The following is a 13255-nucleotide window of genomic DNA, read 5'->3' as shown; positions in this document are numbered from 1 at the left end:
GATCTGGCCCGGGGACCTGATGTCGAGAGAGAGGAACGCCGTGCCGAAGCCGCGCGTCCACATTGCCACCGACCATGCCGGGATGGAGCTGTCGGCCCATCTGGTCGCGCACCTGCGCAGCCAGGGCTACGAGGTGGTCGACCACGGTCCCCGCGAGTACGATCCGCTCGACGACTACCCCTCGTTCTGCATCAATGCCGCGCGCGCTGTGGTCGCCGACCAGGAAGCCGGGACCCAGGCGCTCGGGATCGTGCTCGGCGGCTCGGGCAATGGGGAGCAGATCGCCGCGAACAAGGTCCGCGGCGTGCGCGCCGCGCTCGCCTGGAACCTCGACACCGCCCGTCTCGCCCGCGAGCACAATGACGCGAACGTGGTCGCGGTCGGCGGGCGGCAGCACTCCCTCGAGGAGGCGACGGCGATCATCGAGGCCTTCCTCACGGAACCGTTCAGCAACGATGAGCGCCACGTGCGCCGCATCGGAAAGATCGCGACGTACGAGACCACCGGCGAGATCGTCGAGTAGCCAGCACTTCCCGTGCCAGAAGGCCATTCCATCCACCGCCTCGCCCGGCAGTTCGACGACGTGTTCGCGGGGCAGCGGCTCGCCGTGTCGAGCCCGCAGGGCCGATTCGCCGACGGCGCCGCTCTCCTCGACGGGCGGTCGCTCCTCTCCGCCCGCGCCCACGGCAAGCAGCTCTTCCTCGGGTTCGAGGGTGGCCTCGTCCTGAGGGTCCACCTGGGCCTCTACGGTGCCTGGGACTTCGGCGGCGACGAGACGTTCCGCGGATCCTCGAGCATCGGCGCGCCCCGCCGCGTCGGGGAGCGGGAGCTCGCGGACGACGGCGCCCGGTCGGCGTCCGCGGTGCCCCCGCCTCCCGCGGGGGCCGTGCGGGCGCGGCTCGTCTCAGAGCACGGCTGGGCGGACCTGAGGGGCGCGAGCGTGTGCACGGTCGAGACGGAAGCGGAGGCCGCTGCGGTCGTCGCCCGGCTCGGCCCGGACCCCTTGGCCCAGAACCCGGGCGAGGGGGCCGGGGGTGCCGGCGAGGAGTTCGCCCGCCGCATCGGGCGCCGTCGCACGCCCCTCTCGCGCCTGCTCATGGACCAGGAGGTGGTCTCGGGGATCGGCAACGTGTACCGGGCCGAGCTCCTCTTCCGGGCAAGGCTCGACCCGGCCCTGCCGGGCAGCGGCCTCGGCCGCGAACGGGCCATCGCGCTCTGGGAGGACGCGGCCGAGGCCATGGCGGAGGGCGTCCGCGACGGGAGGATCATCACCACCGATCCGTCGCACTGGCCGGACGGTCCGGCGGACCTCCCGGCACCGCAGGACGCCCACTACGTGTACCGGCGGCAGGGGCAGCCATGCCGGGAGTGCGGCGAGTCGGTGGCCCTGGCCGCCGAGGCGGGCCGGAAGCTGTACTGGTGCCCTGCCTGCCAGCGCTGAGCGCTCAGTAGCCCGGGGCCGCCGGCAGGGCGTAGAACTCCTCGAGCGTGGGGATGCCGTTGAAGCGCATCGCCGAGGCCGCGGCCCGGCCCACGTAGCGCAGATGCCACGGCTCGTACTCGTAGCCGGTGGCCCAGGTGTAGCCCTGCGGGTAGCGGACGATGAACCCGTACCGCCAGGCGTTGTCCCTCGCCCACGAACCGGAGCCCGTGTTCTCGAAGCACGCCTGCAGCCCGCACGCCCCGCTCGAGTCGCCGATGTCGAGCGCGAGCCCGCTCTGGTGCTCGCTGTACCCGGGCCGGGCCGAGATCAGGTCCGCCTGGGTCTGGCCGTACTGCGCGACGTAGCTGTTGTAGAGCGACGCCTGCGACCAGTAGTCCCGGTACCCGCTCACGGTCGTCATGCCGATCCCGGCGGCTCTCGCGTCGGCGAGCAGCGAGCGGGCCCATGCGGCAGCCTCGGACTGCATTGCCGTCGAGCCGACTGTCTCGAGGGGCGTGGGGACGTAGTCGATGGGGGAGAGCGGGCGCTTCTTGTTCACGACGATCGTGTCGAGCGCGGTGATCGCGAGCCGCGCGCCGTCCTGGGCGCTCCAGGTCGCGAAGCCGCGCTGGAAGTTCTGCCGGCACGAGCCCGACTGGCAGATCTCCGGCCCGACCGGGTAGCCGAGGGGCCCGGCCTCGTAGCCACGCGTGCCCCAGGCCCAGCGGATTGCCCCCGGCAGGCTCGGCTGCGCTCCCGTGGAGGGGGACCAGTAGACCGAACCGCCCTGGAAGACCTGCCCGCACCCGCCATCGCGCATCCCGCACACCTCGGGGCCGAGCGGGTAGCCGAGGACACCGCCCTCGGCGCCCATGGCCGCCCAGGTCTGGCGGATGGCTCCCGGCGTCATCGGCTGGGCCCCGGAGGCTGCGGTCCAGTACAGGGCGCCGCCCTGGAAGGACTGGACGCAGCCGGCGTCCCGGAGGCCGCACGACTCCCCCGAGGTGGGGTAGCCGAGACGCCCGTTCTCGTAGCCCTGGGCGACCCACGCCTGCCGGATGGCTCCGGGCGTGCTGGCGTACGCCCCGGATGCCGGGGACCACAGGATGCCCCCGCCGGCGAACATCTGGTAGCAGCCGGCATCGCGCAGCCCGCACACCTCGCCTCCCACCGGGTAGCCGAGGCGCCCGTTCTCGCTGCCCTGTGCAGTCCAGGCCTGGAGAATCGCTCCCGGAGTGGCCGCATTCGCGCCGGTCGACGCCGTCCAGTACAGCGTCCCGCCCTGATAGGTCTGGCGGCATCCGCCACCGGCCAGGCCGCAGGTCTCGGCCGAGGTCGGGTAGCCCAGACGCCCGTTCTCGTACCCTTGGGCGATCCACGCCTGGCGGATGGCGCCGGGGGAGCTCGGCTGCGCGCCCGACGCCGGGGACCACAGGATCCCGACCGTCCCATACCACTGGTAGCAGCCGCCGTCCCTGAGCCCGCAGACCAGCCCGCCCGTCGGGGAACCCAGACCCAGCTGCGAGGCCCGCGTGCTGATGGCGGTGCCGGGATCGTCGGCGTGGGCGGGCTGGGCGGGAATGCCCAGGAGGAGCAGCACGGCGCAGGACAGGGCGGCGTAGGCCAGGGCCCCTCTCCTGAGGATGCCCCTGAGCGCGGGTCGGGCGTGCGAACGATCGGGCTGGTCCATGCTTCCCCCTGACATAGGCCGCCCGGGGCTGGGCGGGATTTGACACGCTCGGCTCGCGTTCGCTTTAGTTGGAGGGCCCCGGGGGCGTAGCTCAATGGTAGAGCGCCAGTCTTCCAAACTGGATACGCGGGTTCGATTCCCGTCGCCCCCTCGTTGGCGCCCAGGGCCCTTCCGACGCCGGAGGGGCCGTTTCCGTGCCCGGGGCCTGATGTGCATTGGCTTGTCGCGGCCCTGTATCGTGGTCTGTGCACTAGACCGGGGTGTAGCTCAGCTTGGCTAGAGCGCCTGCTTTGGGAGCAGGAAGTCGCAGGTTCAAATCCTGTCACCCCGACAGTCGCGTCCTGAGGCATTTCGCCCGAGGGCGGCACCCATCATCCGACCATCCAGGAGAGCCACGCTGTGAAGAGCGCTGCCGAGAACCTCAGCCCCACGCGGGTCAAGCTCAACGTCGAGGTGGCCCTCGACGAGCTGAAGCCGAACATCGATGCCGCCTACAAGACCGTCGCCGAGCAGATCCAGGTGCCGGGCTTCCGCAAGGGCAAGGTCCCCGCTCGCCTCATCGACCAGCGCGTCGGCCGCGGCTACGTCCTCGAGACGGCCATCAACGAGGGCCTCAACGACTGGTACCAGCAGGCTGTCGCCGAGACCGGCATCCGCCCGCTGTCCCGCCCCGAGGTCGAGATCACCGAGGTTCCCGACCCCGCCGCTACCGAGGGCGAGCTCAAGTTCTCCGTCGAGGTGGACGTGCGCCCCGAGATCGAGCTTCCTGACTACGCCGGCCTCAAGGTCGACGTCGCTGCGGCCGAGGCGGGCGACGAGGACGTCGAGAAGGCCCTCGACGAGCTGCGCGGGCGCTTCGGCACGCTCAAGGCCGTCGACCGTCCGGCGCAGGCCGATGACTTCCTCACGATCGACCTCACGGCGAAGGTCGACGGCGAGGAGGTCGACACCGCGTCCGGCCTGTCCTACCAGGTCGGTTCCGGCACCATGCTCGAGGGCCTCGACGAGGCGGTCACCGGCCTCTCGGCCGACGAGGAGACGGTCTTCGAGACCAAGCTTGCCGGTGGCGAGCACGCGGGCCAGGACGCATCCGTGACCGTCAAGGTCACGGCCGTGAAGGAGCGCGAGCTCCCCGAGGCCGACGACGACTTCGCCCAGCTCGCCTCCGAGTTCGACACGATCGCCGAACTCCGCGAGGACCTCGCCAAGCAGGCGGCGCAGTCCAAGGTCGTGTCGCAGGGCGTCGAGGCCCGCGACAAGGTCCTGGACAAGCTCGTCGAGCTCGTCGAGGTCCCCGTCCCCGAGGGCGTTCTGACCGAGCAGGTCGAGGCCCACTTCAACCCCGAGAACGGCGGCCACGCCGCCGGCGAGGACCACGACACCGAGGAGCACCGCGCCGAGGTCAAGGCCAACACGGAGCGCGCCTTCAAGAACGAGGTCATCCTCGACGCGATCGCGGACAAGGAGGAGATCGGCGTCTCCCAGTCCGAGCTCATCGAGTACCTCGTGACGACGGCCAGCCAGTACGGCATGGACCCGAACCAGTTCGCCCAGATCATGGACCAGTCGGGTCAGGTCCCGATGATGGTCGGCGAGGTCCGCCGCCGCAAGGCCCTCGCCGCCGTCCTCGGCAAGGCCGAGGTGACCGACTCGGAGGGCAACGCCGTCGACCTCTCCGAGTTCGTCAAGCCCGCCGGCGAGGACGTGCCGGAGGCCGACGAGAGCGCCGAGGCCGAGGTCGTCCCGAGCGACGATCCCGCAGCCGCCAAGTTCTGACCGAGCGCTTCGAAGGCCGCCGTCGGTTCCCCGGACAGGGGAACGGACGGCGGCCTTCGCCGTTCTCCCGCGGATTGCGCGGGCCCATGCGCTGGAAGCGAACAGGGGCCGGATGCGGAACAATCGGCCGCGGAAAAAGGCTAGTGTCCCTGTAGCAGCAACAGCCCATGTGCATCAGATCGAGAGGTATCGCACCATGCACCAGCAGGAGAAGTCGCCGAGCATGGCTGAGCCGGTCCCGGGGGGAACCGGCCAAGACTACATCTACCAGCGGCTCCTCAAGGAGCGGATCATCTGGCTTGGGTCGGAGGTGCGCGACGACAATGCCAACGCCATCTGCTCGCAGCTGCTCCTCCTCTCAGCCGAGGATCCCGAGAAGGACATCTACCTCTACATCAACTCGCCCGGCGGGTCCGTCACGGCGGGCATGGCCATCTACGACACGATGCAGTACATCTCGAACGACGTCGTGACGGTGGCGACGGGCCTCGCGGCGTCCATGGGGCAGTTCCTGCTCTCGTCGGGCACCAAGGGCAAACGCTACGCCACCCCGCACGCCCGCATCCTCATGCACCAGCCGTCCGGCGGCATCGGGGGCACGGCCTCGGACATCAAGATCCAGGCCGAGCTGATCCTGCACATGAAGCAGGTCATGGCGGAGCTGACGGCCGAGCAGACGGGACAGCCCGTTGAGCGGATCCTCAAGGACAATGACCGTGACAAGTGGTTCACGGCGCAGGAAGCCCTCGAGTACGGCTTCTTCGACAAGATCGCCGCGCGATCCGGGCACGTGTCCGGCGGCGGCGGGACGGACAAGTAGACGGCGCTGAGGAACAAGGAGCAAGCAATGAATTTCAGCATGGGCGTCAACCCGGCGAGCCTTCCGACCAGCCGCTATGTCCTCCCGCAGTTCGAGGAGCGCACGCCGTACGGCTTCAAGCGCCAGGACCCGTACACGAAGCTGTTCGAGGACCGCATCATCTTCATGGGCGTCCAGGTCGACGATGCGAGCGCTGACGACATCATGGCGCAGCTGCTCGTGCTCGAGGCGAACGACCCCGACCGGGACATCACGATGTACATCAATTCCCCCGGCGGCTCGTTCACGGCCATGACCGCCATCTACGACACAATGCAGTTCATCCGTCCCGAGATCCAGACAGTGTGCCTGGGCATGGCCGCGTCCGCGGCGGCAGTGATCCTCGCCGCCGGCACGCCGGGCAAGCGCCTGGCCCTGCCGAACTCGACGGTCATGATCCACCAGCCCTCGCTCGCCGGCGGGTCCGGCGGCCAGGCCACAGACCTCGAGATCCAGGCCCGTGAGGTGCTCCGTATGCGCGAGTGGCTCGAGCACACGTGGGCCAAGCACTCGAACAAGACCCCCGACGACATCAGCCGGGACATCGAGCGCGACCTGTTCCTGACGGCTGCCGAGGCGAAGGACTACGGCCTCGTCGACGAGGTGCTCGAATCCCGCAAGATCCGTTCGAGCGCGATCACCCGCTGACCCACGTACCGGGTGTGCTGGCGCCGGTGTCCGGGTAACAGCCCGGACACCGGCGCCGTGGTGTCCCACGAGTGACGGTGCGGTGGCCTACAGTGGGATGGTCAGAAGCTTCTTTCGAAGGGAATTGACGAATGGCGCGCATTGGCGAGAGCGCAGACCTGCTGAAGTGCTCCTTCTGCGGCAAGAGCCAGAAGCAGGTGCGGAAGCTCATTGCCGGCCCCGGCGTCTACATCTGCGACGAGTGCATCGAGCTCTGCAACGAGATCATCGAGGAGGAGCTCGCCGAGGTCTCGGACCTCGGCTCGTTCGAGCTGCCCAAGCCCCGGGAGATCTTCGACTTCCTGCAGGAGTACGTGATCGGCCAGGAGCCGGCCAAGCGCGCGCTTGCGGTGGCCGTCTACAACCATTACAAGCGCATCCAGTCCGGGCACGCCGCGAAGAGCTCGTCCCTCACCGAGGCGCACACGCACGACGACGTCGAGATCGCCAAGTCGAACATCCTCCTCATCGGCCCGACCGGCTGTGGCAAGACGTACCTCGCCCAGACCCTCGCACGCCGGCTCAACGTCCCCTTTGCGGTCGCCGACGCGACGGCGCTGACTGAGGCGGGCTACGTGGGCGAGGACGTCGAGAACATCCTCCTCAAGCTCATCCAGGCCGCTGACTACGACGTCAAGAAGGCCGAGCAGGGCATCATCTACATCGACGAGATCGACAAGATCTCCCGCAAGAGTGAGAATCCCTCGATCACCCGCGACGTCTCGGGCGAGGGCGTCCAGCAGGCGCTCCTGAAGATCCTCGAGGGCACGGTGGCCTCGGTCCCGCCGCAGGGTGGCCGCAAGCACCCCCATCAGGAGTTCATCCAGATCGACACGACCAACGTGCTCTTCATTGTGGCTGGCGCCTTCGCGGGCCTCGAGGAGATCATCGGACAGCGTGCGGGCAAGAAGGGCATCGGCTTCGGCGCTCCCCTCAGTTCCATCACGAAGCATGAGAGCTCGTACGCGGACGTCATGCCGGAGGACCTGCTCAAGTTCGGGCTCATTCCGGAGTTCATCGGTCGCCTGCCCGTCATCACCACGGTCGAGAACCTCGACCGTGCGGCGCTCATGCAGATCCTGACCGAGCCCCGCAACGCCCTCGTGAAGCAGTACGAGAAGATGTTCCACCTCGACGGGGTGGAACTGCACTTCGAACGGGATGCCCTCGAGGCCATCGCGGACCTCGCCCTCGAGAGGGGCACGGGCGCCCGTGGCCTGCGCGCGATCATGGAGGAGGTCCTGCTGCCCGTCATGTTCGACCTCCCGAGCCGGGACGACGTCGGCGGCGTCGTGATCCACCGCGCCGTGGTCCTGGGCAAGGCCGAGCCGACCCTCATTCCCCACAGCGTCGCGGCCAAGCGGCGCACCAAGTCCGCCTGACGGCGACACCGCCTGACCCTGACCGAAGGCGCAGCGGCAGCAGTGCTGCCGGCCGCTGTACCGCGACCGAGGAGCTGATCCGTGTCCACTGACGCCACCGCCGAGCAGAGGGCGGACTTCTGGTTCGACCCCGCGTGCCCCTTCGCGTGGGCCACGTCCCGCTGGATCGGCGAGGTCGAGAAGGTCCGCATCATCCAGACCGAGTGGCACGTGATGAGCCTCTCCGTCCTCAACGAGGGCCGGGAGCTCGAGCACGACTACCAACGCGCCATGGATGAGAACTGGGGGCCGGTGCGGGTCATCATCGCCGCCTCCGAACTCCATGGAGCGGAGCACATCAAGCCGCTCTATGACGCGATGGGCACGCTCATCCACCAGGAGAACGTCACAGACCGTTCCGAGGTGATCCGGCGTGCGCTCGACGAGGTGGGGCTTCCGCCCGAGCTCGCCGAGTACGCCGACTCCGACGACTATGACCGGCAGCTGCGTGCGAGCCACAGGAAGGGTATCGACCTCGTCGGCCAGGACGTCGGCACCCCGATCGTGGCCATCAACGGGACCGCCTTCTTCGGCCCCGTGATCACGCGCGTGCCGCGCGGGGAAGAGGCCGGGAAGCTCTGGGACGCGGCGGTCGGGCTCGCGTCGTTCCCGCACTTCTTCGAGCTCAAGCGCACGCGCACCGAGCGGCCGAAGGTCGACTGAGCCCCGGAACTACTCTCCTGTAGTTCGCGCGGAAGCCTTGATTCCACCTGTGGCCAGGATCACAATCGTTAGTACCTGATCCGCAAGGATGAGGACGTGGACACCGAAGGTTCAGTGACAGTCGTCCTGACGCAGCCTCAGGCAAAGTCAACGACTGGCCGCCAGTGACGGGTCGGCACGACCTGGACGCCAAGGAGTCCACCAGACTGCGAGAACGTCACCGAGCAGCCGACAAAGTCGAAGCCCCACCAACGCGACGAACGCTGATGGGGCTTCCCCTTTGCCCGGACGGGCCTGCGCCGGGAGCCGGACTAGGCCTCCGTCGGCGCCAATTCGACGTCGCTCACCACGAGGGCGTCAGCTCCGTCCCGCAGTTCGATGGAGCGGGCGTTCGCCGCCGCCTGAAGGTCCCCGAGCCCGGCCTGCAGCTGGGCCAGGAGCTCCGCGGGGGCAGACACGACGGCCGAGAGCACCTCCGTGCGCTGCTTCACCTTGGCCTCGGACTTCGCCTTCCGGATGCCGGAGAGCGCCTGGCCGACCGTGGGCAGCATCCCGGTGTCCCCGTCGGCGACGGGCAGCGGGGCGGGCCACGCGGCGCGGTGCACGGAGCCCGAACGCCACCAGCTCCACACCTCGTCGGTGGCGAAGGGAAGGATCGGTGCGAAGAGCCGCAGGATCGCGTCGAGCGTGGTCGCCAGCGCGGCGAGGACCGAGGCCTTCTGCTCCTCGCCCTGCGCGCCGTAGGCGCGGTCCTTGATGAGCTCGACGTAGTCGTCTGTGAACTGCCAGAAGAACGACTCGGTCAGCTGGAGCGCGCGGGCCGGGTCGTAGGCCGCGAACGCCCTACCGGCCTGCTCGACCACCTCGGCGAGCTGCGCGAGCAGCGCCCGGTCCAGTGCGTTGACCAGGACTGGGTCCTGGCCGTCGGAGAGCACGTCCGCCTCGGTCGCGCCGAGGCCCAGGACGAACTTGGACGCGTTGAGGATCTTGATCGCGAGCCGGCGTCCGATCTTCATCTGGGCGACCTCGTATGCGGTGTCCGCGCCGAGCCTCGCGGAGGCCGCCCAATAGCGGACGGCGTCGGCGCCGTATTCCTCGAGGATGTCAGTCGGGACGACGACGTTGCCCTTGGACTTGGACATCTTCTTCCGGTCCGGGTCCAGGACCCACCCCGAGATCGCCGCGTGCTTCCACGGGACGGTGCCGTGGAGTTCCTCGCCCCGGACCACGGTGGAGAACAGCCAGGTACGGATGATCTCGTGGGCCTGCGGCCGGAGGTCGAACGGGAAGACGTTGGCGAAGAACTCGTCGTCGCGGCTCCACCGCCCCACGATCTGGGGGGTGAGGGAGGACGTCGCCCAAGTGTCCAGGACATCCGGGTCGCCGGTGAAGCCGCCGGGCGCGTCGCGCTGCGACTCGTCGTAGCCCGGGGCAGGCTCGGCGACAGGGTCGACGGGCAGGGCGGAGTCGTCCGGGACGATCGGGTGGGCGTAGTCCGGATTGCCGTCGGCATCCAGCGGATACCAGACGGGGATGGGCACCCCGAAGAAGCGCTGGCGGGAGACGAGCCAGTCGCCGTTGAGGCCCTCGACCCAGTTCTCGTAGCGCGAGCGCATGAAGCCGGGGTGCCATTCGAGCTCGCGGCCGCGCTGGACGAAGGTCGCGCGGCGGTTCTCGTCGCGGCCGCCGTTGCGGATGTACCACTGTCGCGAGGTCACGACTTCGAGCGGCTTGTCGCCCTTCTCGTAGAAGTTGACCGGGTGGAGGATCTTCTTCGGCTCGCCGTCGAGCAGACCGCGCGCGGACAGCATGCTCACCACGGCCTCCTTGGCCGAGAACGCCGTCTTGCCAGCGATCTCCGCGTAGGCCGCAGTGCCCTCGTCGGTCGTGATCCACTCGGGCGTCTCCGCCTGGATGCGGCCGTCGCGGCCGATGATCGCCCGCGTGGGGAGGTCCAGCTCGCGCCACCACGTGACGTCGGTGAGATCGCCGAAGGTGCAGACCATGGCGATGCCCGAGCCCTTGTCCGGCTTCGCCAGCGGGTGCGCCTTGACCTCGACCTCGACCCCGAACAGGGGGGAGGTGACCGTGGTGCCGAACAGGTGCTGGTACCGCTCGTCGTCCGGGTGCGCCACGAGGGCAGCACACGCGGCCAGGAGCTCGGGGCGAGTTGTCTCGATGTGGACGGGGGCGCCGTCGTGCGTCGTGAAGGCGTAGCGGTAGTAGGCGCCGGGAACCTCGCGGTCCTCGAGCTCCGCCTGGGCGACAGCGGTGCGGAACGTGACATCCCAGAGGGTGGGGGCCTCGGCGAGGTAGGCGTCGCCGTCCGCGAAGTTCTTCAGGAAGGCCCGCTGGGAGACGGCGCGGGAGGTGCCGTCGATCGTGCGGTAGGTCATGTCCCAGTCGACCGAGAGGCCGAGGGTCTTGAAGAGGTGCTCGAAGACCTTCTCGTCCTCGACCGCGAGCTCCTCGCAGAGCTCGATGAAGTTCCGGCGGGAGACCACGTCGAAGTCGCGCTGGTTCTTGGCGGGCTGGGCAGGCGGACGGTAGTCGGCGTCGTACGGGATGGCCGGATCGCAGCGCACGCCGAAGTAGTTCTGGACGCGCCGCTCGGTGGGCAGGCCGTTGTCGTCCCAGCCCATCGGGTAGAAGACGTTCTTGCCCGTCATGCGCTGGTAGCGCGCGAGCAGGTCGGTCTGCGTGAAGGAGAACATGTGGCCGACGTGCAGCGAGCCCGAGGCGGTCGGCGGGGGAGTGTCGATCGAGTAGACCGCCTCGCGCGTCGTCGCGGGGTCGAACCGGTAGGTCCCCTCGGCGACCCAGCGCTCGCTGAACTTCGCCTCGAGTCCCTCGAGGGCCGGCTTGTCCGGGACGGTAGCGGCGGGGGCCGCCGTGGGCTGCGTGGCGGGCGTGTCTGTACCCGTGGTGTCTGCTTCAGGCATGTCCTTGATTCTTCCATGTTTTGCGCGGGGCTTCCCATGGGCGCAGTGGTGCCTAGCATGGCGCCATGGGCAGCATCAGCATTCGCCGCGTCTACGAGCCACCCGCCACCGGTGCGCGCCGCATCCTCGTGGACCGCGTCTGGCCCCGCGGACTGAGCAAGGAGGACGCGGCTGTCGACCTCTGGCTCAGGGAGGTGGGCCCGTCGACCGAGCTGCGGAAGTGGTTCAACCATGATCCCGAGCGGTTCGAGGAGTTCGCCCGGCGCTACCGTGACGAGCTCGCCGGGTCCGAGGCCTACGCACGGCTCGTCGAGGAGGCCCGGACGCACGACGACGTGGAGCTCGCCTACTCGGCGAAGGACACCGAGCACAATCAGGCGGTCGTCCTGCTCGAGCTCCTGGGCGAGGAGTCGCTGTAGGTTGGGGGCATGACCAACCCTGCGCCCACGAACACGACCCATCAGCAGCGCTCCGCCGTCGTCACGGGAGCCAGCACAGGCATCGGCGAGGCCACTGTGAGGGCACTCGCCGAGGACGGCTGGCGCGTGTATGCGGTCGCCCGCCGCGCAGAGCGGCTCGAGCGTCTCGCCGCCGAGACAGGGGCCGTCGCGGTGGCCGCCGACATTGCCGAGGACGACGACGTTGCCCGCCTGCTCGGGGAGGTCGAGGCCGGCGGCGGCATCGACACCCTGGTCAACATCGCCGGCGGCGCGAGGGGCACGGACTGGGTCGCCGAGTCGAAGACCGAGGACTGGGAGTGGATGCTCAGGGTCAACGTGGTGGGCACCATGAAGATCACACGTGCCTTCCTGCCGATGCTGCGGGCCACCGGGCACGGGACGGTCCTGAACCTGACGTCGGTGGCGGGACTCGTCGCCTACGAGGGCGGTGGCGGGTACAACGCCGCCAAGTTCGCCGAGCGCGGGATGACCCGGGCGCTGCGGCTCGAGGAGGCCGAGCACAATGTGCGCGTCATCGAGGTGCTTCCGGGCCTCGTGAAGACGGAGGAGTTCTCGCTGCGGCGCCTGGGCGGTGACGCAGAGGCCGCGGAGAAGGTGTACGCGGGCGTGGAGGAACCGCTGACGTCGGAGGACATCGCCGACATCGTCCGGTACGCCGTCAGCGTCCCGCACCACGTCAACCTCGACGAGATCGTCGTGCGTCCCGTCGCCCAGGCCGCGGCGCACAAGCTCATCCGGCGCGGCTGAACGCGGGGAAGTGCGCCTCGATCGCGAAGCCGTCGGGGCTCATGCCGGCACGGGCGCCACAGCCCTCTCCGAGGAGCCGCGTCTCGACGTCCTGCACGCCCCGGCCAAGTGCGAGCAGCTGCTGGAAGCCCGTCTCACCCGGCGTGTTGACGAGGCGGAGGTCGAGTCCCCGGGGGGACCACCGCAGCTCCAGGCGGAGGGGGACCGCGGCGTCGGCCTGCTCGGCGACCTGCGCGATGCCCTCGCTGACAGCCCGGACTGCGGCGTCGGTGGCGCCGCGTGCCAGGCGGACCGGGCATCCGGACTGCGCAATGACGAGACGGAGTCCATGGCTCCAGGCTGCGGCGGCGGGCGAAGGCCCGCGCGCTGCCGGGAGCGCATCCCGGCGATCGGTCCTTCCGCGCGGAGGGTGCTTCAGCCTGAGCCGCTGGAAGGCGGCCCGGACACGGTCCGCCAGAGGGGCTGGTCGGTGCTGCGCCACGGTGGTCACGGGATCCTCCTCAAGTGCACCTCGGTCGATGATGCCGCCAGTATCCGCCCGGGAGGATGGTTATTCCAGACGGTGGACAAAGCATTCTTCGACAGG

General features: G+C 69.3%; 12 protein-coding genes and 2 tRNA genes. 11 read left to right on the top strand and 3 right to left on the bottom strand.

All coding sequences use genetic code 11. The features are described from left to right. Positions 1-40 precede the first annotated feature (40 nt). Together ACQ5BE_RS02680 and ACQ5BE_RS02675 are read left to right on the top strand one after the other, a co-directional pair. Complete coding sequence (locus ACQ5BE_RS02680; protein ID WP_430295370.1) at positions 41-523, top strand: ribose-5-phosphate isomerase; 483 nt, start codon at positions 41-43, stop codon at positions 521-523. Between the two features lie 12 nt (positions 524-535). Further along, positions 536-1441 carry an Fpg/Nei family DNA glycosylase gene (locus ACQ5BE_RS02675; protein ID WP_430295369.1) on the top strand — a complete coding sequence of 302 codons (906 nt, stop codon included), beginning with the start codon at positions 536-538 and terminating at the stop codon, positions 1439-1441. Between the two features lie 4 nt (positions 1442-1445). Here the strand turns inward: ACQ5BE_RS02675 and ACQ5BE_RS02670 are convergent, their stop codons facing one another. After that, positions 1446-3113 (bottom strand): D-alanyl-D-alanine carboxypeptidase family protein, encoded by a 1668-nt coding sequence (locus ACQ5BE_RS02670; RefSeq protein ID WP_430295368.1) that lies wholly within the window; start codon positions 3111-3113, stop codon positions 1446-1448. An 80-nt stretch (positions 3114-3193) separates the two neighbouring features. Between ACQ5BE_RS02670 and ACQ5BE_RS02665 the strand changes: the two genes are divergently transcribed. The 7 genes from ACQ5BE_RS02665 (at position 3194) to ACQ5BE_RS02635 (ending at position 8519) form a co-directional block, all read left to right on the top strand. Continuing rightward, a tRNA-Gly gene (locus tag ACQ5BE_RS02665) sits at positions 3194-3264 on the top strand. A 105-nt stretch (positions 3265-3369) separates the two neighbouring features. After that, positions 3370-3444 (top strand) — tRNA-Pro (locus tag ACQ5BE_RS02660). A 68-nt stretch (positions 3445-3512) separates the two neighbouring features. Then, positions 3513-4889, top strand: coding sequence for a trigger factor (tig, locus tag ACQ5BE_RS02655; protein WP_430295367.1), 1377 nt, complete (start codon positions 3513-3515; stop codon positions 4887-4889). A gap of 196 nt (positions 4890-5085) precedes the next feature. Beyond that, entirely contained in the window at positions 5086-5709 is a 624-nt protein-coding gene (locus ACQ5BE_RS02650) for a ClpP family protease (protein WP_344298308.1), read from the top strand. A 27-nt stretch (positions 5710-5736) separates the two neighbouring features. Beyond that, positions 5737-6396, top strand: coding sequence for an ATP-dependent Clp protease proteolytic subunit (locus tag ACQ5BE_RS02645; RefSeq protein WP_208712703.1), 660 nt, complete (start codon positions 5737-5739; stop codon positions 6394-6396). 131 nt (positions 6397-6527) lie between these two features. Continuing rightward, positions 6528-7817 (top strand): ATP-dependent Clp protease ATP-binding subunit ClpX, encoded by a 1290-nt coding sequence (clpX, locus tag ACQ5BE_RS02640; protein WP_430295365.1) that lies wholly within the window; start codon positions 6528-6530, stop codon positions 7815-7817. Positions 7818-7898: 81 nt separating this feature from the next. After that, positions 7899-8519 carry a disulfide bond formation protein DsbA gene (locus tag ACQ5BE_RS02635; RefSeq protein WP_430295364.1) on the top strand — a complete coding sequence of 207 codons (621 nt, stop codon included), beginning with the start codon at positions 7899-7901 and terminating at the stop codon, positions 8517-8519. Positions 8520-8830: 311 nt separating this feature from the next. On the opposite strand, the gene valS is transcribed toward ACQ5BE_RS02635, so the two are convergent. Then, complete coding sequence (gene valS, locus ACQ5BE_RS02630; protein ID WP_430295363.1) at positions 8831-11461, bottom strand: valine--tRNA ligase; 2631 nt, start codon at positions 11459-11461, stop codon at positions 8831-8833. A 65-nt stretch (positions 11462-11526) separates the two neighbouring features. Between valS and ACQ5BE_RS02625 the strand changes: the two genes are divergently transcribed. Further along, the gene (locus ACQ5BE_RS02625; RefSeq protein WP_430295362.1) at positions 11527-11880 is read left to right on the top strand and encodes a DUF488 domain-containing protein; all 354 of its coding nucleotides are present in this window, start codon (positions 11527-11529) and stop codon (positions 11878-11880) included. Positions 11881-11889: 9 nt separating this feature from the next. Beyond that, a complete protein-coding gene (locus ACQ5BE_RS02620) occupies positions 11890-12669 on the top strand; it encodes an SDR family oxidoreductase (RefSeq protein ID WP_430295360.1) in 780 nt (259 codons plus the stop codon). Here ACQ5BE_RS02620 and ACQ5BE_RS02615 read toward each other — a convergent pair. Then, entirely contained in the window at positions 12653-13159 is a 507-nt protein-coding gene (locus ACQ5BE_RS02615) for a hypothetical protein (protein WP_430295359.1), read from the bottom strand. The two genes, ACQ5BE_RS02620 and ACQ5BE_RS02615, sit on opposite strands and share 17 nt — an antisense overlap. Between the last annotated feature and the right edge of the window lie 96 nt (positions 13160-13255).

Source organism: Sinomonas sp. B1-1 (assembly GCF_050474465.1).
Lineage (GTDB): Bacteria > Actinomycetota > Actinomycetes > Actinomycetales > Micrococcaceae > Sinomonas > Sinomonas flava.
This window is presented reverse-complemented; position numbering and strand designations above follow the sequence as displayed.

What these genes read in the sequence shown, in the direction of transcription:
- ACQ5BE_RS02650 (WP_344298308.1), top strand. Translation starts at nt 5,086, where the DNA reads ATGCACCAGCAGGAGAAGTCGCCGAGCATGGCTGAGCCGGTCCCGGGG.
- ACQ5BE_RS02670 (WP_430295368.1), bottom strand. Translation starts at nt 3,113, where the DNA reads ATGGACCAGCCCGATCGTTCGCACGCCCGACCCGCGCTCAGGGGCATC.
- clpX (WP_430295365.1), top strand. Translation starts at nt 6,528, where the DNA reads ATGGCGCGCATTGGCGAGAGCGCAGACCTGCTGAAGTGCTCCTTCTGC.
- valS (WP_430295363.1), bottom strand. Translation starts at nt 11,461, where the DNA reads ATGCCTGAAGCAGACACCACGGGTACAGACACGCCCGCCACGCAGCCC.
- ACQ5BE_RS02645 (WP_208712703.1), top strand. Translation starts at nt 5,737, where the DNA reads ATGAATTTCAGCATGGGCGTCAACCCGGCGAGCCTTCCGACCAGCCGC.
- ACQ5BE_RS02625 (WP_430295362.1), top strand. Translation starts at nt 11,527, where the DNA reads ATGGGCAGCATCAGCATTCGCCGCGTCTACGAGCCACCCGCCACCGGT.
- ACQ5BE_RS02620 (WP_430295360.1), top strand. Translation starts at nt 11,890, where the DNA reads ATGACCAACCCTGCGCCCACGAACACGACCCATCAGCAGCGCTCCGCC.